Annotated in this window: 20 protein-coding genes and 1 tRNA gene; 3 read left to right on the top strand and 18 right to left on the bottom strand. The window is 64.1% G+C overall.

Going from position 1 to position 20,280, the window contains the following annotated elements; genetic code table 11:
• Positions 1 to 2: 2 nt before the first annotated feature.
• The 4 genes from HZB53_14500 to HZB53_14515 form a co-directional block, all read right to left on the bottom strand.
• Positions 3 to 2,501 (bottom strand): mannose-1-phosphate guanyltransferase, encoded by a 2,499-nt coding sequence (locus HZB53_14500; protein ID MBI5878858.1) that lies wholly within the window; start codon positions 2,499 to 2,501, stop codon positions 3 to 5.
• A gap of 101 nt (positions 2,502 to 2,602) precedes the next feature.
• Complete coding sequence (locus HZB53_14505) at positions 2,603 to 3,304, bottom strand: SDR family NAD(P)-dependent oxidoreductase (GenBank protein ID MBI5878859.1); 702 nt, start codon at positions 3,302 to 3,304, stop codon at positions 2,603 to 2,605.
• Between the two features lie 92 nt (positions 3,305 to 3,396).
• A tRNA-Gly gene (locus tag HZB53_14510) sits at positions 3,397 to 3,467 on the bottom strand.
• Between the two features lie 37 nt (positions 3,468 to 3,504).
• Positions 3,505 to 3,924: a DUF4446 family protein gene (locus tag HZB53_14515; protein MBI5878860.1), complete on the bottom strand. Its 420-nt coding sequence runs from the start codon at positions 3,922 to 3,924 to the stop codon at positions 3,505 to 3,507.
• 152 nt (positions 3,925 to 4,076) lie between these two features.
• Here HZB53_14515 and HZB53_14520 point away from each other — a divergent pair, with 152 nt between their 5' ends.
• On the top strand, positions 4,077 to 4,694 hold the full coding sequence (locus HZB53_14520; protein ID MBI5878861.1) for an XTP/dITP diphosphatase: 618 nt from the start codon (positions 4,077 to 4,079) through the stop codon (positions 4,692 to 4,694).
• Here HZB53_14520 and ruvC read toward each other — a convergent pair.
• The 7 genes from ruvC to HZB53_14555 all read right to left on the bottom strand — a co-directional run bounded on the left by ruvC (position 4,678) and on the right by HZB53_14555 (position 12,148).
• A complete protein-coding gene (gene ruvC / locus HZB53_14525; GenBank protein MBI5878862.1) occupies positions 4,678 to 5,172 on the bottom strand; it encodes a crossover junction endodeoxyribonuclease RuvC in 495 nt (164 codons plus the stop codon). The genes HZB53_14520 and ruvC overlap by 17 nt on opposite strands.
• 18 nt (positions 5,173 to 5,190) lie before the next feature.
• Entirely contained in the window at positions 5,191 to 5,943 is a 753-nt protein-coding gene (locus HZB53_14530) for a YebC/PmpR family DNA-binding transcriptional regulator (GenBank protein ID MBI5878863.1), read from the bottom strand.
• A 309-nt stretch (positions 5,944 to 6,252) separates the two neighbouring features.
• Complete coding sequence (locus HZB53_14535) at positions 6,253 to 6,960, bottom strand: LysM peptidoglycan-binding domain-containing protein (GenBank protein ID MBI5878864.1); 708 nt, start codon at positions 6,958 to 6,960, stop codon at positions 6,253 to 6,255.
• Positions 6,961 to 6,984: 24 nt separating this feature from the next.
• Positions 6,985 to 7,341, bottom strand: coding sequence for a polymer-forming cytoskeletal protein (locus HZB53_14540; protein ID MBI5878865.1), 357 nt, complete (start codon positions 7,339 to 7,341; stop codon positions 6,985 to 6,987).
• Between the two features lie 25 nt (positions 7,342 to 7,366).
• Positions 7,367 to 8,401, bottom strand: a complete 1,035-nt coding sequence (locus HZB53_14545) for a M23 family metallopeptidase (GenBank protein ID MBI5878866.1) — start codon at positions 8,399 to 8,401, stop codon at positions 7,367 to 7,369.
• A gap of 106 nt (positions 8,402 to 8,507) precedes the next feature.
• Positions 8,508 to 10,373 carry an ABC transporter ATP-binding protein gene (locus tag HZB53_14550; GenBank protein MBI5878867.1) on the bottom strand — a complete coding sequence of 622 codons (1,866 nt, stop codon included), beginning with the start codon at positions 10,371 to 10,373 and terminating at the stop codon, positions 8,508 to 8,510.
• Positions 10,373 to 12,148: an ABC transporter ATP-binding protein gene (locus tag HZB53_14555; protein ID MBI5878868.1), complete on the bottom strand. Its 1,776-nt coding sequence runs from the start codon at positions 12,146 to 12,148 to the stop codon at positions 10,373 to 10,375. Before HZB53_14555 ends, HZB53_14550 begins: the two co-directional genes overlap by 1 nt.
• Before the next feature lie 106 nt (positions 12,149 to 12,254).
• Here HZB53_14555 and HZB53_14560 point away from each other — a divergent pair, with 106 nt between their 5' ends.
• Positions 12,255 to 13,400, top strand: a complete 1,146-nt coding sequence (locus tag HZB53_14560) for a pyridoxal phosphate-dependent aminotransferase (protein ID MBI5878869.1) — start codon at positions 12,255 to 12,257, stop codon at positions 13,398 to 13,400.
• 31 nt (positions 13,401 to 13,431) lie between these two features.
• Positions 13,432 to 14,109, top strand: a complete 678-nt coding sequence (locus HZB53_14565; protein ID MBI5878870.1) for a dienelactone hydrolase family protein — start codon at positions 13,432 to 13,434, stop codon at positions 14,107 to 14,109.
• A gap of 330 nt (positions 14,110 to 14,439) precedes the next feature.
• Here HZB53_14565 and HZB53_14570 read toward each other — a convergent pair whose 3' ends face one another.
• The 7 genes from HZB53_14570 to HZB53_14600 are packed head-to-tail and all read right to left on the bottom strand — an operon-like array spanning position 14,440 to position 19,984.
• A complete protein-coding gene (locus HZB53_14570; GenBank protein MBI5878871.1) occupies positions 14,440 to 15,066 on the bottom strand; it encodes an SIS domain-containing protein in 627 nt (208 codons plus the stop codon).
• Positions 15,063 to 15,881, bottom strand: coding sequence for an ABC transporter permease (locus HZB53_14575; GenBank protein MBI5878872.1), 819 nt, complete (start codon positions 15,879 to 15,881; stop codon positions 15,063 to 15,065). Before HZB53_14575 ends, HZB53_14570 begins: the two co-directional genes overlap by 4 nt.
• Positions 15,862 to 17,028, bottom strand: coding sequence for a glycosyltransferase family 4 protein (locus tag HZB53_14580; GenBank protein MBI5878873.1), 1,167 nt, complete (start codon positions 17,026 to 17,028; stop codon positions 15,862 to 15,864). The genes HZB53_14575 and HZB53_14580 overlap by 20 nt, the downstream gene beginning before the upstream one ends.
• A gap of 23 nt (positions 17,029 to 17,051) precedes the next feature.
• Complete coding sequence (locus HZB53_14585; protein ID MBI5878874.1) at positions 17,052 to 17,732, bottom strand: glycosyltransferase family 2 protein; 681 nt, start codon at positions 17,730 to 17,732, stop codon at positions 17,052 to 17,054.
• 48 nt (positions 17,733 to 17,780) lie between these two features.
• A complete protein-coding gene (locus HZB53_14590; GenBank protein ID MBI5878875.1) occupies positions 17,781 to 18,770 on the bottom strand; it encodes a prephenate dehydrogenase in 990 nt (329 codons plus the stop codon).
• A 27-nt stretch (positions 18,771 to 18,797) separates the two neighbouring features.
• Complete coding sequence (locus tag HZB53_14595) at positions 18,798 to 19,316, bottom strand: HD domain-containing protein (GenBank protein ID MBI5878876.1); 519 nt, start codon at positions 19,314 to 19,316, stop codon at positions 18,798 to 18,800.
• A complete protein-coding gene (locus tag HZB53_14600) occupies positions 19,313 to 19,984 on the bottom strand; it encodes a site-2 protease family protein (protein ID MBI5878877.1) in 672 nt (223 codons plus the stop codon). The genes HZB53_14595 and HZB53_14600 overlap by 4 nt, the downstream gene beginning before the upstream one ends.
• Positions 19,985 to 20,280: the final 296 nt, after the last annotated feature.

Here is a 20,280-nt window from a genome sequence, read left to right on the forward strand (position 1 = left end):
CCTCACGGACCTTTCAACTCATCGACAATCGATGCGAACACCAATCCCAGCGCGTGCGACTCCTCTTCGCTGGTGGATTCCGCGTAAATGTTGCACGTCGGGCTGTCAGGGTCCGGATGCACCAGCGCCCATGCTTCGCCCATGTCGATCCGGATGCCGTCGATCTGCTCGATCCGGTACGACTGGTACTCCTCGAGCAACCGCCGCATTAATCGCCCGCGCGCCTCCCACGGGCAGTGCACCGACTTGTGCACGACATGGTGCGGCGGCAGCGCCGCCAGCGTATCCGCGAGGGTCGTATCGTGCACCGCCAGCAGTTCCATGAACTTTGCGGCGGCAAACATGCCGTCGATGGCGTGATGGAATGCCGGGAACACGAAGTGCCCCAGCCCGTCGGCCGCCAGCATCACATCGGGTTGGGTGGACGCGAGCATCAGCGACGTCGGATCCATCCGGCTGCGAATCACCTGCATGTCGTGCTGCGCCGCGACGCGCTCCGCCGCCATCGACGCATTGGCCGGCACCACCAACCGCTGACCGCGCGCCGCGCCGCGCAGGCTCAGATCGATCAGCGTCAACGCAAAGTCGCTGTCGCTAATCCGTTCGCCCCGGCCATCAATCATGAAAATACGCTCGCCGCTCACGTCGAAGCGCACGCCGAAATCCGCGCCGGTCGCGCCGGTGATGCGCGCCAGCCGCGTCAGGTCGCGGTCAAGCTCCGGGCGTGTGATCGACATGCGTTCCGGATCCAGGTAGCTGTTCAGCGTCACCACGTCGCAGCCCAGATGCTCGAACAGCGGCGGCAGCACCAGGCTCACCGGCGCATGCGCGTAATCCACGACGAGACTGAAGCGACGCGTGCGAATCGCCTGCGTGTCGATTGAGTCCATGAAGCGCCGGCCATACTGCGTGATCACATCCGGCGCGCTGTTGATGTACCCGATATCATCCTGGTGCACGCGGCGGAAATCCTCGCGGAAGAATGCGCGCTCGATCGCCCGCTCGGTGGCATGGTTGATCGTCAGCCCGTCTTTGTCAAAGAACTTGATGTCCACCACGCGGCGCTGGTAAGGCGACACGCGCACGTGCACGCCGCCGGCCGCGCCGGACGCGCGTGTGAAGAAGCGCGCCACCGGCACCGGCACGTTCTCGATATCGACCGCATTGACGCCGACCGACGGCAGCCCCGCGATGATCGCGCGCTTGAGCATCCGCGACGTCCGGTTCAGGTCGCGATTGACCGTCACCACGGCGCCCGTGGGATGCATGGCGCCGAACGCCGCCCCCAGCCGCGCCGCAAACTCGGGCGTCAGGTCGACGTTGACGACGCCGGTCACGCCGTAGCGCCCGAAAATGACGCGTCGCGCCTGCGAGCCCCAGATGATGGACGATTTGACGATCGCGCCTGGCTCCACCTCTTTGCCCGGCCACAACCGCACGTTGGCGTGGATGATGGCGTGCTCGCCCAGTACGCAGCCATCGCCCAGCACGGAGCCTTCGAACAGTACGGCATTGGCCTTCAACCGGCACTGGCGACAGACCACCGCGCCGCGCACCTCCGCGCCTTCGCCGACATAGGTATTGCGCCAGATGATCGAGCGATCGACCCGCGCGTGCGAGTCGATGACGGTATCTTCGCCAATCACGGCGGGGCCATGAATGATCGCGCCATCTTTGACATTGGCGCCGCGCCCCAGAAACACCGGCCCGTACAACTGCGCGTCGTGCGCTATCTCAACGTCATCCGCCGCCCAGATGCCGTCGCCCAGGTGCCGCCCCGGTATCGGCAACTTGATGCGACCGGCGAGATAGTCGGCATTGGCCTGAGCGTAGGTGATATGATCGCCGATGTCACACCAGTAGCCATCGGACACAAAGCCATACATGGGCCGGTCTTGCTCCAACATGATCGGGAACAGGTCCTGACTGAAGTCGAACGCCTTCTCCGGCGGTACCAGCGTCAACACGTCGGGGTCGATGACGTAGATCCCCATATTGACCGTGTCGCTCATCACCTCGCCCCAGGTCGGCTTCTCGACAAACTGGCGAATGCGCCCATCGGGGTCGGTGATGACCACGCCGTAGTCGACCGGGTGCTGGACGCGGCTGAGGGCGACCGTCAGCGCGGATCCCTTTTCCTTGTGGAATGCCACCAGCCGGCTGAGATCGATGTCGGTGAGCGCGTCGCCGCTGATGACGAGGAATGGCTCCTCCAGCAGTTCCAGCGCCTGCCGGACCGAGCCGGCGGTGCCCAGCGGCGATTCTTCGATGAAGTAGTGAATGCGAAGGCCGAAGGCCTCGCCATCCCCGAAGTAGTTCTGGATGACGGAGGCCATGTACTGCAGGGTGATGACAACCTCCTCGACGCCGTGGCGCTTCAACAGGTCGAGGATGTGCTCCAGCACCGGTTTCTCGAGGATCGGCACCATCGGCTTGGGCCGCCCGATGGTCAACGGGCGCAAGCGCGACCCGGCTCCCCCAGCCATCACGACTGCTTTCATGCCGCTCACCTGTGTGCCCGTGACCTCGCGCGCGCCGGAGGTGGCACACGCGTCGATTGACCTGCGCTAATTATAGCCGATACGGGGACCGGACGCCACGGCTACCAGGCGATCGGCTGCCGGTCGCGGAAGAACCTGCCCGACGGCCCATCATCCGGCAGGAGCGCCAGCCAGACGATCGTGTCGGCGCCGGTCGCCACGTCGCGCGGCGCATCCGCCCCGCCCATATCCGTGCGTACCCAGCCGGGGCAGGCGGCATTCACTTTGATGTTGGTGCCTTCCAGTTCGTTCGCCATCATGCGCGTCAGACTGTTCAGCGCAGTCTTCGAAAGCCGGTAGCCCGCGCTGCCGCCGCCCATCTCGTCGAACGCCCCCATGCCCGACGACACATTGACTACTCGGCCGTACTGCTGCCGCCGCATCAGCGGCATGAACGCCCGGATCGTCTCGTACGCACCGAACAGGTTGACCTCCAGCGTCTGGCGCACCGTGTCGAGCGGCACGTCAAAGGCGCTCTGGTCCTCGTCGATATAGATCCCCGCGTTGTTGACCAACACATCCAGCCGCCCGTATTGCTGCTCGACGATTTGCCGCGCGGCGGACACGCTCGCTGCATCGGCGACATCCAGCGGGCAGAACTCCACGTCGCACCCGCTTGCGCGCAGCGCATCCGCGGCCCGCCGACCGTCGGCTGCGCGCCGCGCCCCCAGCACGACCTGCAGGCTGTTCGCCGCCAATTGCCGGCAAACTTCGTACCCGATACCCCGGTTGCCGCCCGTCACCAGCGCCACGCGCTTGCTCATGCCGCCTCCTGTTTGCCTGTCCCGGCGCGGCTCGCACCGTCGACAGATAATGAAAAAGCGACCAGATGAGCATCCGGTCGCCTACAGATCAGAGCGGGTGAAGGGAGTCGAACCCTCGCCGCTTGCTTGGGAAGCAAGAGCACTGCCGTTGTGCTACACCCGCAGACTGATTGGTATTATAATGCGCTGGTTGGCGAACGTCAACTGGATCCCGCATCGGGCTCGGCATCGCCGCGGGCACGGCCGATCGCCTGCTTTTCTTCGTTCGACAGCGTATAGGTGGATAGCCACGCGACGAGCGGCTTGGCAAACACGCGGCTTTCATTGCGGCGGTACAGGCCGTTGATGACGACGCCGTTGCCGTTCGCGTCCGCAATGCAGAGCGCGAAGCTCTGGTCGCCGCCGGTGTCCTCGAACGGATTGAACCGCACAATGCCGACCCGCTGGAGCGCGGAGGGCAGTTGCGCTTGCACTGCGGCCAGCGCAGCCTGTTCGTCGGAACTGAATTGCACAGACGCGGCCGGTCGGGTCGCCATGCGCAGCGCCGACTGCAGCCGATCGATCCGGCGGTGCAGAAGCAGTATCCAGAGTTCGAGAATGAGAACCAGAAACGCCAGCACAATCCACGCTTCGGCAGCGCGGGCCTGAAAAAACGCATTAAGAGCTTCCACGCAATGACACCTCCAACGAATTTTGATTGTAGTGGAGAGCGGTCTGATCGACAACTTGCGAACAACGCGTTGCACGCCAGATCCAATTCGGGCCGGACAGCATGCACACCAAACTCCTGATCGCCACGCACAATCAGGGCAAGGTACGCGAGTTTGCGCACATCTTTGCCGATCTGCCGCTCACGCTCCTGTCGCTTGACGACGCGGGAGTGACGTGGGAAGTGGAGGAGACGGGCGCGACGTTCGAGGCCAACGCGCGGCTGAAAGCTGAGGCGTATTGCAGGGCAACCGGCCTGCCGACGCTGGCGGAAGATTCAGGACTGGAGGTCGATGCACTCGACGGCGCGCCAGGCGTGTATTCGGCCCGCTATGGTGGTCCCGGCCTGACGCCCGTGCAACGCTACGAGTTGCTGCTCGAGCGCATGCGCGCCATCCCGGCGGGTCAGCGCCAGGCGCGCTTTCGCAGCGTGATTGCGCTGGCCGCGCCCGGCCGGCCGCCGCAGGTCGCGGAGGGCGCGTGCCCCGGCGAGATCGCCGGCACGCCCCGCGGTGCCGGCGGCTTTGGCTACGACCCGGTCTTCTTCATGCCGGAATTCGGCCGCACGATGGCCGAGCTTTCCCTGGAGGAAAAGAATCGCGCCAGCCATCGTGCCCGCGCCGCCCGGGCCGCCCACGACAAGCTGCGCGCAATGCTCGACGCCGCTAACCCCGCTCAATGAGCGCGCGCATGCGCGCCGACTGGCAGTGGCAGAGCGCCACGGCCAGCGCGTCCGCTGCGTCGTCCGGATGCGGTGTATGATCGAGTTGCAGCACCATGCGCACCATCTGCTGCACCTGGTCTTTGGTCGCCCGCCCGTAACCGACCAGCGCCTGCTTCACCTCGAGCGGCGTATATTCGTGCACCGGCACGCCCGCCATCGCAGCCGCCAGCAGCAGGACGCCGCGCGCCTGGCCGACCGACAGCGCCGTGGTGACGTTGCGGTTGAAGAATAGTTTCTCGACCGCGACCACCGCTACCTGCTCGCTCTTCATCAGGTCGGCGGCGCCCAGGAAAATGAGCCTCAACCGCTCGGGCATCGGCATCTCCGGCGGCGTGATGATGGCGCCATAACGCAGCAGGCGCGGGTTGTCGCCCTCGCCCTCCACCACACCGTATCCGGTGGTCGCCGTGCCCGGGTCGAGGCCCAGCACACGCAGGCTCATGGCCGCCAGGCTTTACGCCGCTTCCAACTGCTGCAGCACCGCGTCCGAGATCACGAGGTTTGTATAGACGTGCTGAATGTCGTCCAGTTCTTCCAGCACCTCGACCAGCCGCAGTGTCGAGGCGGTCTCGTCTATGCTGAGTTCGATCGGGTTCTTGGCAATCATCTGAAGCTCGGCCGACTCGTAGGCGATCTTTTTCCGGTCGAGCGTCTGCTGGACTTTCTGCAGGTCATGGGGCGCAGTGTACACTTCGAGCGTCGTGCCGTCGATATTGACATCCTCGGCGCCGTAGTCGATCATTTCCAGCGCTAGTTCGTCGGCATCGCGGCCCTTCGCTTCGATCGCGATCACACCCTTGTAGTCGAACATCCATCCCACACTGCCGGACTCGCCCATACGGCCGCCGTGGCGATTCAGCGACGCGCGAATGTCGGCGACCGTGCGGTTGCGGTTGTCGGACAGCGTCAAAATCATCAGCGCCGAGCCGCCCGGGCCGATCGCTTCGTAGGCGGCCTCCTCCAGCGTAGCACCTTCGAGCTCGCCGGTGCCGCGCTTGATCGCGCGCTCGATATTTTCCTTCGGCATGTTGGCCGCGCGTGCCTTCGTCACGATCATGCGCAGGTTGATATTGCCATCGGGGTCGCCGCCGCCGCCGCGCGCCGCCAGCGTCAGTTCGCGCCCGATCTTGGTGAATAACTGGCCGCGCTTGGCATCGGCCGCGCCCTTCTTGCGTTTGATCGTTGCCCATTTGGAATGACCGGACATACCCGCTAACTCCGCACGTGAAATTGATGGATTGAGGATGCGCTTGCCGGCAACCGTGCCGCTCGCGCCGCATGTTGACTACAGCACATTATACACGGGGCGGTCATGAATTCCCAATCACAAACGCCAAGCGCCAGGGTCATTCAATTGTCATAGTGCATGATGATTATCCGACGAAACGGGCGCTGAGCGGCACAAGACGCCGTCGAAGCGCGCGCATATCCCTGCCCTTCGACGGCGTTGTGCGCCGCTCAGGGCACGATCTCACGCTTTGTCAAGCGACCTTTGAATCGCCCTGCGCCAAGCGCACTATCGCCGTATCGTATAGCTGTCGATCACGACGCCGTTGCGGTCTTTCAGCGTCGCCGTGTCGTTGGCGTCCCACACCGACGTCGTGCGGCCCCAGTACAAGTCTGCCGCCGTGTCGAGCCCGTTCTCGCTGTGCAGCCGCAGCGACGTGTTCGGCTCGACCACAATATCCGGAAATGCGTAGAGGTTGCCATGCAGGTCGGCCAGCGACCAGCCTTTGAGGTTCAAGCGCGCTCCGAGATTCTGGATGATCACCGTCTCGCCGCCCGGCGACGGCGGCGTCGTCGAGCGCAGGATCGCCGAGATGCGCAGGATCGGCGCGGGCGACGCGGCCGATGCGATGGTGGATACGGCGGGCGGGGTCAGATCAGGCGGGGGGATCGTCAATGCCTGCCCGACGGTAAGCAGGTTAGGATTGGTAATACCGTTGGCCTGCATGAGCGCCGACGTCGGTATACCATAGGTGGCCGCAATCGTCGACAGGGTGTCGCCCGGCTTGACGATATACTGGATCGCTTGCGTACGCCGCACAGCCGTCGGCGATAACGCCGCAACGGGCGCCGCAACCGTCGTGGCGTCAGGCCCGGCGACCGCCGCCACCCGTGACCCGGCAATGGAAAACGAAACGATGACAACTATCGTGCTGATGACAGCCGACACGATCGCGTTCACCACGATCACGAATACGAACTGATCGCGATTGATCACACGCCCTCCGCTATCGGCCGCCGGCTACGCGGCCTGCGCCGCCGACCGGTTGCTGCACTTGCCGCTCAGTACGCCGCCTTCTTCGATCAGGATCGAGCCAACGTCCACGTCCCCGACAACCTGGCCGCCCGCCAGGATGGCCAATTGACCGACCGTCCGTACGTTGCCTGTGACCTTGCCGGAAACCAGAATGTCGCGGCCGGTCAAATTGGCGCCGACCCGCGCCGCTTTGCCGACGATGATATTGCCGTCGGTCTCAATGCTGCCGTCGAAGATACCCTCCACGCGCACGCCGCCCTTGCACTTGAGGTCGCCATCAAAGCTGGCGTTGGCGCTCAGGATGGTTTCGAACTGTTCAGACGCGCGGTTGAAGCGGAACATGGCAACCTTTAGGGCGTTGGGCCGGCTATGGCGCCAGGTCGAGGAAGCGCATCGGATCGAGCGCCTGGCCGCGCAGCCGCACCTCATAGTGAACGTGCGGCCCGTTCGCGTAGCCGGACTGTCCGCTGAGCGCCACTACATCGCCGGCCTGCACCGTCTGGCCGACCTTGACTTTGAGGCTGCTGTTGTGGCCGTAGTATGTAACGTACCCCAAATCATGCGCGATCTCGACAAGATTGCCATAGCCTTCGGCCCACCCGGCATAGATAACGGTGCCTTCCTTGGTGGCCTTGACCGGCGTAAAATACCAGACGCCGATATCCAATCCCGTGTGGAATTCGCGCTTCGTATCATCGAACAGCGCTTTGCGCCAGCCGAACTCGGATGTGATGCGCCCGCGCACCGGCCACAACGTCGGCGCCGCCGCGAGCAGTTTGAGCTGCGCCTCAAGTTCAGACTGGCTGCCGCGCTTGGTCGGATCGATCTTGGATACGCGCAACAGCGACTGGCTGGCCAGGTACTGCAATTCTTTCGCGGCCCACGGTATCGACGGTTGCAGCGCGTCGAGCACTTGCGCGCTCTCGACGGCAAGCAGCATGGACCCGCTGGATGCGCTCAGCGGGTCGGCGCTACCGCCGCCACGCGCCTGGGGCAGCACGCCGGGGATGTATGACTGCGGCGTGGGAGCGGGAATCACAGGCGATGGTCCCTTCGGCAGACCCAGCAACTGCCGCACCTGGTCGCTCAGCTTGCGGATACCGTCCAGCTCGGATTGAATCTGGCGCACTTCGTCGCTCAACTGCTTGACGTCCCCCTGTTGCGACAGGATGATCGAGCGCATGCCCCGGCTGCGATCCGATTCCACCGATTGGGCTTGCACCACCTGATCATAGCGTTCCGAAAGCTGCCGGTATCGAACGAGCAGATAGCCAACCACAAGCAACAGGGCGATGACAATTGCAGCCAGCGAGGGAGCCAGCCAGCGTGGGAAACTCAACGTAAGCGTCGCCGACTCATTGTGCGGAACAATGATCAGTGTAATATTGCGGTTCTTCTTCATGCGTCTACGATGATAACGGCATCATTTCGGCCTGTCAAAGCCCGCTTTGACACCGGACGTTGACGCATTTACCGATTACCGCGCTTATGCAGCCACTCCAAGCGAATCACGGTCTGCGGCCGCCCCTCGCAGCCTGCGCATCGACTTCGCGCTCGCGCACTTCGCGTCGGTAGTTCATGGTATACAGCCCGAAGTACGCGCCCCTACGCGCGAGCAGTTCAACATGCGTGCCGCGCTCGACGATGCGACCTGCGCCGATGACGACGATCTGGTCGGCGCGCGTGATCGTGCTCAGGCGGTGCGCGATCACAAATGCGGTGCGGCCCTTCAAGAGGCGCTCCAGCGCCCGCTGGATGTTCTGCTCCGATTGGGTATCGATAGACGATGTCGCTTCGTCCAGAACCAGGATGCGCGGATCGGCCAGTAGGGCGCGCGCAAATGAGACAAGCTGGCGCTGCCCCATCGACAGCGAAACGCCGCCCTCGCCAACCTGGGTGCGGTAGCCGCCGGGCAGCGCCGCGATGAATTCGTGCGCGCCCACCGTACGCGCCGCCTCTTGCACCTCCGCGTCGCTCGCGGCCAGCCGTCCGTACCGGATGTTGTCGGCGATGGTCCCGCTGAACAGGAACGTCGCCTGTAACACGACCCCCATCTGCCGGCGCAGCGATTCGCGCGTCACCTGCCGGATGTCGTGCCCGTCGATCGTGATCCGTCCCTGGCGCACGTCGTAGAACCGGCTGAGCAGCGCCACCAGCGAGCTTTTGCCGGCGCCCGTCTCGCCCACAAACGCCACCGTCTGTCCCGGCGCCACGTCGAGATCGATGTCGTGCAGCACGTCGACCGCTTCGCCATACCCAAACGAGACGTGCTCGATCCGCACGTGCCCGACGATTGCGGGCAGCGCAACGGCGTCCGGCGCTTGCAAAATGGCCGGCTGCGTGTCGAGCAACTCGATGATGCGCTCGCCGCTGGCCATCGTGGCCTGAAGCGTATTGTAGCGCTGCGTGATATCGCGGATCGGGTCGAAGAAGCGGTCCACGTACAGCACCATAGCCACCAGCACCCCGGGCGTCAATTCACCCGACAGCACAGCCGCCCCGCCAAAACCGACCAGCAGTGCCGTCGCCAGTGAGCCGATGAAGTCAATCGCCGGGTAAAACAGCGCGGAAAGCTGCGCCGCGCTCATGTTGGCATCGAAATTGTCGCGGTTCAGGCGATCAAAGTGAGTAGCGTTGACCTGCTCGCGCGAGAACGCCTGCACCACGCGCACACCGGCGATACTCTCATTGAGATTGGCGTTGACGACCGCGATCCGGCGGCGCACCTGGCGGTACGCCTCGCGTGCGCGAGCCCGCCAGAGCATCGTCACGATGAACATGAGCGGGATCACGGTGAACGTCAGCAGCGAGAGCGGCACGTTAAGCGACAGCATCGCAAACACGATGCCGACCAGCGTGAAGATGTCCATGAACAGCCCGACAATCGCCCAGGTGACAAACTCCTGCATGACGCCCACATCGCCGATCACGCGCGAAATGATGCGCCCGACCTCATAGTGGTCGTAGAACGACAGCGTCAGTTCCTGCAGGTGCGCAAACAGCCGGTTGCGCAGGCTGTAGATCAGCGTCTGTCCGACTTTGGACATCATGTAGATCTGCGCGAAGTTGGTCACCGCATTGCCGGCCGCCGCCGCCGTGTACGCGATTGCCATGGCGGCGAGGAACGGCAGGTCGTGGTTGGCTATCCCCTGGTCAATGGCCAGGCGAATCAGGTACGGCCCCGCCAGCCCGCTCACGGCGCGCACGAGCATCACGACGAACGCAACCGCAATCGTCCGCCGGTACGGCGTCATCAGTTCCAGCAGACGCTGCATGACGCGCGCGTCGTAGGCCTTGCCGAGCACGTCCTCGTCCGACAGTCGCTGTGACTTGCTGTTTGCCGCGCCCGGCGCGGGTCTGGTTGGTGCGCTCATCACTCCGCCACCTGGAACGTCACACCTTCGGCGGCAAACGTGTTCGCCGCGGCGGCGGCCTCCTGGTCTCTTAGTTGAAGATCGTAGATGCGCCGGTACAGTCCGGGCGCCGCCACCAGTTCCGCGTGCGTCCCGCGCTGCACAACCCGTCCATGGTCGAGGACGATGATCTGATCGGCGTGTTTCAGCGTCACCAGCCGCTGCGCGACTACAAACGTCGTGCGCCCACACATCAGCGTGGCCAGCGCCTGCTGGATCTGGTATTCCGTCTCGGTATCCACGGCCGACAGCGAATCATCGAGCACCAGGATGCGCGGATCCATCAGCAGCGCGCGCGCAATCGCAATACGCTGGCGCTGGCCGCCCGACAGCGTGATGCCGCGCTCGCCGACGCGCGTTTCATAGCCGTCCGGCAGTTCCATGATAAAGTCGTGCGCACGCGCGGCGCGCGCGGCCGCGACCACGCGCTCCAGATCGGCATCACGGTTGAAGTAGGCGATGTTCTCACGCACCGTGGTCGAGAACAGAAACGTCTCCTGCAGGACGATGCCGACCTGCCGGCGCAGCGAAGCCAGCGGCACGTCGCGGATATCGCGGCCGTCGACCATGATGCGACCGCCGGTCACGTCATAGAACCGTGGCAGCAGACTGATGATGGTGCTCTTGCCCGAGCCGGTCGGCCCCATCAGCGCGACAACCTGGTTCGGGCGCGCGTCAAACGAGACATCGTGGAGCACGGTGTCGCGATCATACGCAAACGACACATTCTCGAACCGCACATGCCCGGCCACCTCGCCCAGCGCAGTCGCCGCCGGCTTCTCCAAGATCGGCGACGGCAGATCCAGGATCTCGAACAGGCGCTCGCCCGACGCCTGCGCGTTGGACATGATGTTCACCAGGAACCCCAGCCGCTGCACCGGCAGCGCCAGCATGACCAGGTATGAGTTGAATGCGAACAGCTCGCCGACGCTGATCTCGCCCCGGATGACCATCAGCCCGCCGAACCAGAGTAGCAGCGCCACCGATGCCGCAATTACGAAATTCATGAACGGGAAGGTGCGCGCCCACGAGCGCACAACCGCCAGCCGGTCGCCCAGGTAGAGCGAATTCTCGTGCCGGAACCGCTCGATTTCGTGCGCCTCGCGCGCAAACGCCTTGACGACGCGCACGCCGGTCAGGTTCTCCTGCAGTGCCGTGCTCATGCGGCCCATCTGATCCTGGGCGCGTTTGGACAGCGTGCGCTGCCGGCGCGCAAACGTGAACGTCACCCAGATCAGGATGGGCATCGGCAACATCGTGACAAGCGTCAGCGGTACGCTGGCCGCGCACATCGCCACAACGGTGCCGGCAAACAGCAGCACGATGGTCACGAGGTCTATCAGACCATTGCCGGTAAAGCGGGTCACGGCGTCGATATCGCTGGTTGCGCGCGCCATCAGGTCGCCCGTGTGCGCCTTGTCATGAAAGGCGAACGCCAGTCGCTGGTACCGCTCGTACAGTTGACCGCGCAGGTCGTACCCGGTCCGGTTGGCGATCCACTCCGTCAGATACATCCGCCCGAAGCCGAACAGGCCGCGCAGCGCCGCCACCGCCAGGATCAGCCCGCCGGAGACGACCAGCACATTGGAATCGCGCTGGGACAATCCCTGGTCGATCACCTGCCGGATCAACTGAGGCACGACCAGGTTGAGCGCCGTGGCGCCCAGCACGCAGGCGTACGCCAGCGCTACCGGCCTCCCGTGGGGCCGCAGCGTGGCGAGTAAACGCAGGAGCATATTCACCGGATGAGTATAGGCTCAGCCCGGCGCGCGCGCCAAATCGCCAGCCGCGCGCCGGGCCATGCCAATTGCGTCGCGCCGTGTTTGCCGCTAAACTCCCTGCATGCTCGCGGACGATCTGGACCTGACGCCTTCGCCGCTGGAGCAACGCCGCCGCATAGCCGCCCAGCGCGCCGACTATATCGACCTGAGCGCAACCAATCCGACCGAGCACGGCTTGTTGTTCCCGCCCGACCTGCTGCGCATTCTCGCCGAGCCTTACTGGAGCGCCCGCCGTTATGCGCCGCACCCCAAGGGCCTGCGCACGGCCCGCGAAGCGATCGCGGCGTACTACGCGCGGCGCACGCCGGCCCTGGCCGTCTCCCCGGAGCAGATCTTTGTGACCGCCAGCACCAGCGAAGCGTATGCGCTGCTGTTCACCCTGCTGGCCGCGCCGGGCGATGCCGTGCTGTCGCCGTTGCCGAGCTACCCGCTGTTCGCGCATCTGGCCGCCATGCGCGGCGTGCAGCTCAAGCCGTACCACATTGCGCCGGATGGCGCCGGGCGCTGGGCGCTCGATAGCGATGGAATCACGGTGCAGGCCGACGATCGTACGCGTGCCATCCTGCTGATCTCGCCGCACAATCCGACGGGTCATACGGTCGATGCCGCCTTGACCTTGCGCGGGCGGGCCGCCGATCTGCCGATCGTGGCCGACGAGGTCTTTTGTGAGTTTCCATATACTCTGGCCAGCGTGCCGCCGCTCGGCGCGCTCATGCCGGAGACCACCGTCTTTCATCTCAACGGCATCTCGAAGATGTTCGCATTGCCCGATCTCAAGCTCGGCTGGATCGCAATCAGCGGACCGTACGCTGCGGACTACCTGGATCAACTGGAACTGCTCAACGACACGCTGCTAAGCGCTAACTCGCTGACGCAGTCCATGCTGCCGTCGCTCTTCGAGGCCGGCGCGCCGTTTGTGGCGGCAATGCGCCGGCGCATCCGCGGCGCGCTTGACGTGGCCCTCGGCGCCTTGTCCAAAATGCCTGGCATTGAAGTCGCGCCGCCACCGGCGGGCGCGTATCTGTTCCCACGCGTGCGCAATTGCGCTGACGAAGAAGCGCTGGTCATGCGTATGTTGGACAGCGGCATCTTCGCGCATCCCGGCTACTTCTATGACGCCGAGGATGCTTGCCGGCTCATGCTATCTGCCGTGCTGGAGCCCGCGCGGCTGCTGGAAGGGATCGCCCGCCTGAGGGCAATCCTGTGACGGGCTAATTTCACTTCACGGGGAGGAATCAGTGGGAGAGATCGTATCATTCAAGAGCAACGGCGCAAGCGCCGACGGGTACCTGGCGTTGCCGCCGGCCGGACACGGCCCGGCCGTTATCGTCATTCAGGAATGGTGGGGACTGGTGCCGCACATCAAGGACGTGGCCGACCGCTACGCGCAGGCCGGCTTTGTAGCGCTGGCACCCGACCTTTACCACGGCAAGGCGACATCGGAGCCCGGCGACGCCGGTAAACTGATGATGGCGCTGAACATCCTGCAGGCCGAGAAGGACCTGCGCGGCGCGGTAGACTACCTGTTGGCGCACCCGGCTACCGCCGGCAAAAAGGTAGGTGTCGTCGGCTTCTGCATGGGCGGCGCGCTGTCGCTGTACGCCGCCAGCACGAACCCTGACACGGTCGGAGCGTGCATCATCTACTATGGCGGACACCCGAACGTCAAGCCCGACCTCGCCGCGCTGAAAGCGCCAGTGCTCGGCTTCTACGGCGAGCGCGATAGCGGCGTCACGCCCGCCAGCGCGCTCGCGCTCCAGTCGCAACTGCAGGCGCTCGGCAAACGCATGGATGTGCACATCTATCCGGGCGCCGGTCACGCCTTCTTCAACAGCGACCGGCCGGCAGTCTACGACAAAGCGGCCGCCGAAGACACCTGGACGCGCGCCATGGACTTCTTCCGTACCAACCTGTAATACTATTTCAACTAGGCCATGTCCTCATAGAGATAGTGCAAGTGCAAGTGCCGCCCCCTCATCCCCTGGCCCCTTCTCCCCCGCGCGCGGGGGAGAAGGGGAAAAACTAACGGGGAGGTGCGCGGCGGCTACGCCGCCGCGCACCTCCCCGGAGACTTGCTCCCCCTCCCAGCTTCGCTGGGAGGGGGCTGGGGGGAGGGCAGAATTTGGCGGTGTGCCGTGTGCTCATGCGACATGAGGACATTTTCAATTTGAAACAGTATGATAACACACACGCCCGCGACCGAATCGGTCGCGGGCGTGCTTCTATCCCGGCGCGCTGCGTGCGGTTTACGTACGGCGCACGCGCAATCCCCAGTCCTCGGCCAGTAGCCAGTCCGGCAAACGGTACTGACCCGCTTCGGCGGTGCGGATGCAGTCGCACACCAAATGCATCACGACATGGTGTGCGTCCTCGGCCTGGTCCATGCGCCGCACCGGTGCATGGATGTTGAGATCGACGGCGTCCTTCAAGCGTCCGCCGTCGAAGCCACTGAAGCCAATGCTCACGGCGCCGGCCTCCCGCGCCGCCTTCATCGCCTCGAGCACGTTGCGTGAATTGCCGCTACCGCTCAGCCCGATCACGATGTCCCCGCGCTCGACCAGCGCGCGCAGCGGTTCCACAAAGACGCTCTCATACCCCATGTCATTCGCATACGCGGAGAACATGCACTGGTGCTCGGTCAGCGGGATCACCTTGAACGTCGGTTTGCCCGCTTCAGCCGTGCCCTTGCCCAGGTCGGTCGCGAAGTGCGCCGCCGTCGAACCGCTGCCGCCGTTGCCGCAGAAGAAGATGCGGTTGCCATACTCGCGCGCCGACATCAGCAGCGCGATCAACTCGCCGATGCGCTCGGCATCGAGGCGGTCAAGCACCGACTTCAAAGCGTCCAGATAATTGCGAATCGGATGCATGCTCATAATACCTCGCCGAAATTGCGGCTCAAGCGCCGGAAGATCCCGTAGCCGATCAGCAGGCAGCCCAGCGCCGTAACGATCGTCCGGGCCAGGAACGCCATATCGGGAGACGCCCCATTGTAGATGATGACGCGATAGGACGCCACCAACGACGCCATCGGGTTCAGGATGTACGCCAGGCGCTGTACGGGCACGTCGTAGCCAAACATCTCCTTGGTCACCGGAATGAAGTCGGTCGAGTAGACGACGGGCGTCAGGAAGAACCACGCCAGCATCAGCACGTCCATGACCATGGCGGTATCGCGGTAGTAGACGTTGACCGCCGACAGCAGGAACGCCAGGCCGAGGATGAAGACAAACTGGATGAGTATGACGAGCGGCAGGTATAGCAGCCACCAGGTGGGCGGCGTGCCGAAGTAGAGCATCAAGCCCAGCAGCACGACAAGCGCCAGCAGGAAGTGCACCAGGTTGGACAGCACCACCGAAATCGGCAGCACCTCGCGGGGGAAGTAGACTTTCTTAACGAGCGACGCGCCGTTGAGAACGCTGTACGTCGACGCCATCACCGAACCCGAGAACCAGTTCCACGGCAGGATGCCGCACATGACGAAGAGCGGAAAGCGGTCGATGGCGTTGTTGGGGATCAGGATGGTGAATACCACCGTGAACACGACCATCATGCCCAGCGGGTTCAGCATCGACCAGACGATGCCGAGCGCCGAGTTCTTGTAGCGCACCTTCAGGTCGCGCGCCACAAAGTTGCGTATCAGATCGCGATAGCCGAAAAGGCCGGCGAAATCATGCAAGGCATTGAGCATACACGTCAACAATTCGTTGGCCCGCCTGTTGCCACGTGAAATGTGAGGCCACCCGCTCGCGCAAGGCCGCGCCCAGCGCGATGCAGCGCGGCCCGTCGTCGAGCAGCGCCGACAGCGTCCGCGCCAGTTGCATTACGTCGCCCGGCTCGGCATACACGCCCCACGCGTCCAGATATTCGCGCGCCACTTCGGTATCGAATGCCACGGTCGGCAGCGCCATGGACATATAGTTCAATACCTTGCCGAGTCCCTCGGTGGCCGAGAGCTTGGGCGCCACCGCCACATCACCCAGCGCAAGGTGGCGCGGCGCATCGAGGTAGTTGATCTTGCCCGTGAATGTGCAGAACCTATCGACGCCAAGCTGCTGTGCTCGCGCACGATAGACATCGACGCCGGGGTAGCCCATGATCAGGAAGTGCACGTCGCAACGCGTGCGGGTGATTTCTGCGGCCGTCTGCAGCAGCAACTCCGTGCCCTGGTACGGTGCCAGCAGTCCCAGGTACACCACCACCTTATGATGCGCCGGGATGCCCAGACGCGCCTTGAGCGCCGCGCGCTCGTCGGCGCTGATCACCCCCGGACTAAAGAAATCGGGGTTGACGCCATCCGGCACGACCGTGATCGACTTCGCGCGGCAGCCATACGCTTCCCGCAATAGCCGCACGGCGCGCTGCGACGACGCAATCAATGCGTTGGGCGCATTGTTGATCATGGTCTCCAGCCGCCGCGCCGGGCCATACAGAACGCCCCGGGGATTGAGGAAGCGATGATCGACCATCTCGCTCGTCAGGCTGCCCTGGAAATCGAAGACCAGCGGAATCCGCAGCAGGCCGTGCACCGGCAAACTGACCAGCGCGCCCTCGTGCATGTGCGCGTGGATGATGTCGGGCCGTTCGCTCAGCGCCACCTGCATGAGCTTGATGCCCAGCAGGGCGTCAAACGCGACTTTGTGGCGAGACGAGCCAACCTCCGCGTCGCTGCGCCAGGGCACGCGCAGCGTCCGCTCGATCGGCAGGCCGTTCCAGGCCCCACCGGTATGGTAGGTCACGACCTTGACGCGGTGCCCCAGCAGCTTCAGCGCATCGGCTTCCTCGGCGATGCGGATGTGGCCGCCATACGACGAAAAGAACGACGTCGGCGCCACCATCAGCACATTCAGACTGCGCCCCGTCAATGCGTCTCCTTGAACCATAGCTGCCAGCGCAGCCGAGCCAGCTCCCGGAAAGCGCGCACGATCACGTCGGGCCGCGCGCCGGTCTGGCTGCCGGCCTGCCGCGGCCGGTGGGTGACCGGCGCTTCGACGATCGTATAGCCGGCGCGCTTGGCCCGGATCAGGAATTCGGCGCTGAACGTCGCGCCGCGCGACGCCAGGTTGATATGCTGCAGGATATCCCGCTTGAACAGCTTGAACGCGCAGTCGATGTCGCGGCACATATAGCCGAACAGCAGCGTCACCAGCGCGCTCCAACCGACGCCGTTCAGCACGCGCATGAACGGATCGCGCCGCGGCGCGCGGAATCCGGCGACCAGGTCGCCCTGCCCGATCAACGGTACCAAGCGGTGCAGGTCGGTCAGGTCGAACTGGCGGTCGGAATCGGTCAGGAAGACCACGTCCTTGGTGGCCGCGTAGAAACCGGTATACAGGGCCGCGCCGTACCCCAGATTCTTCGGGTGCTCCAGCAAACGCACCTGCGGGTATTCGGCCTGCAGTTGCCGGCCAATTTCGCCGGTGCGGTCGCGACTGCCGTCGTTGACGACGATGACCTCGTAATCCGTCGTGAGGGCGCCAACCACCCGGACTACGTCGACGACCTGGGGTCGGATATTCGCTTCTTCATTGTATGCCGGCATCACGGCGGAAATGCTGTACACGCAGCCTCCGGTTGGAGTGTGTCAAAGCTACTTCTTACCGGCCTGCTTTGTCTTGTCGCTCAAGCGGCGGCCCAGGAACATCTCCTGGAAGGAGAACGAACCGGATTGGCGGACGGCGTCCGATTGAGAGGCCTGGTCGTTGTCCACATACGGCTTGGAGACGACGCTGCGCGTCACATAGCCGTCGCCGATCATCTCCTCGATCTTCTTGGGGTCGCCCTCCTGCACCAGCGCGTCGATGGCCGTCAACTCCTCCTGCAATACGCCAATCCAGCGGCTGATCGCTTCCTTGTTCGTCAGGCACAGATCGCGATAGGTGCGCAAGTCGGTCGACGAAAAGCTCGTGGCGCGCCGGAATGTCGGACCGATCATGCGATGCATGTCAGCCTTGACTTTGATCGGGGCGCCCTTGGTGGCGACCATACGCAACAGCGCCAGCGACAACATGGCGGGCAACTGGTCGGCCGCGCCGGCGTAGCCATCATGCTCGTGCGGATCGACGAAGTAAGGCGTGGCGCCAAGCAGTTCGACCAGGCCGACCACCAGCCGCACGGCCTCGTTGGGCGCATCGGGCGACGGCGTCAGGCAGTACGTCGCGCCCTGGAACAGCTTCGCGCTTGGCGTCGACTTGTCGTCCAGCGGCCCCACAATCGGGTCGCCGCCCACAAACGGCACGTGCGCCGGGAGCAGGTCTTTGGCCCAGGCCATCACCTCGGCCTTGGCGCCCGACGTATCGGTCACGACCTGCGTCTTCTGCAGGTACGGGCCCACCACCGTCAAGATCTCCTTCACCGCCGCCACGGGCGTGGCGATGACCAGCACATCGGCGCTCTCGCATGCGCTGATCAGGTTCCACTCGGACTTCTCAATCGCGCCGAGCTTCAGCGCCTGCTTCACCGCGTCGCTGTTCGAATCATGCCCGACGATTTCCAGCTCCGGTCGCGCGGCGCGCAGCGCCAGCCCGAGCGAAGCCCCAACCAGCCCGGTGCCGACAATCGTAATGCGTGGCTTGGCCATAGTAGCTGATTCCTCTAATTCAAATTTTCAATCTTCGTCTACGGCATGCAGCGCGCGCAGGCGGCGCTCTGCCGGCGGCGGTATGTGCGGCCCGTCCGGCACCTGGTGATGCCGGATCAGCGCGACGACATCATCCGTGCAGCCGGCACGCGCCGCCAGTTCGGCGCCAAGGTCCGTGTGGAACGCCAGTACAAAAAACGGATAGCGCCAGTCCCGGCGCGGGCTGGCGCACAGGCGCGCCCGCAGCCGCCCCGGCAGCCGTCCGAGCAAGACGAAGGTGACACGCTGCCACAGCCGGATCTCGGCCTGCGCCTTGCCGACGTCATGCAGCAGCGCAGCCTGCAGCAGCGTCTCGTCCGTTTCGCCCTGCTCGCGCAGCACGTAGAACATGTCCAGGCTGTGCCGCTGGTCGCCGGTCGCCATGCGCTTGAACAGATCGCGTTGCGGAGCCGTCAGATACTCGGCCAGCGCGTTCAGCTCGCGCGCATCGACGCGCGCGCGCGACGCGCGCCAGAACTGGCGGATTCGATGAATGGCCGTGCTCACAGACGCCCCAGAAATAGTCGCAACAAAAACTGCGATGGAATTCCAATGATGGTACCCACGATATTCAGATGCATTGTCTGGTCGGCCATCAGGAATAGCATGAATAGCATCGGACCGTAAGCGGCGGTTGATTCCATGCGGTAGGCCAGATCAAACGCCGCGCGCCCGCGTGCCAGCCGCAAGATCGCCAATACAATGCGGAAGCCGTCCAGCGGAAAGAGCGGGATCAAGTTGAACAACGCAAGTCCAACATTGATCGCAATGAACGTCACGAACAGGCTGAACCACGACGCATTCATGGCGCCGAGTGCGGCCACGACCTGGTAAGCAATTGCGCCAAGCACCGCCAGCACCATATTGGACACCGGCCCAGCCGCCGCCACAATGCCCATGCCAACGGCCGGGCCATAACGCAGGCGGGCCGGATTGACTTGCACTGGCCGCCCCCAGCCGAAACCGAAACCGCTCAGCGAGCTCATGACGATCAGCAATGTGCCGAGCGGGTCGAGGTGCGCCAGCGGGTTGAGCGTCAAGCGCCCCTGGTAATGCGGCAGGTCGTCGCCCAGCCAGGTCGCAACGAACGCATGGCTGAACTCGTGGATGTCAATAGCGATGATGATCACCGCCAATCCGCGCAGGAATGATTGTAAGTCAAATGACTCAAACATAGTGGACACGCCTTTTCTGCATACTACCTTGTGATTATAACACACTGAGGAGCGAGCGCATGGCCGCGTAATATGTTTTGCATTGAGCATGTCCTAATCCACTGTCATTCGGAGATGGTCCATACCGCGTGCGGTATGCGATGCGGCAGAAACTTGGCGCGGAATTTCCAGGTCGTCATTCCGGCGAAAGTTGGTGATGCGCCAGGGACGCACACTCGCGCATGGAAATGGGCGTGTCGTTGTAGGGACGGGTCTTTGACCCGTCCAGTTGGCCAGGTCAAAGACCTGGCCCTACG

Source organism: Chloroflexota bacterium (genome assembly GCA_016235055.1).
Classification (GTDB): domain Bacteria; phylum Chloroflexota; class Anaerolineae; order JACRMK01; family JACRMK01; genus JACRMK01.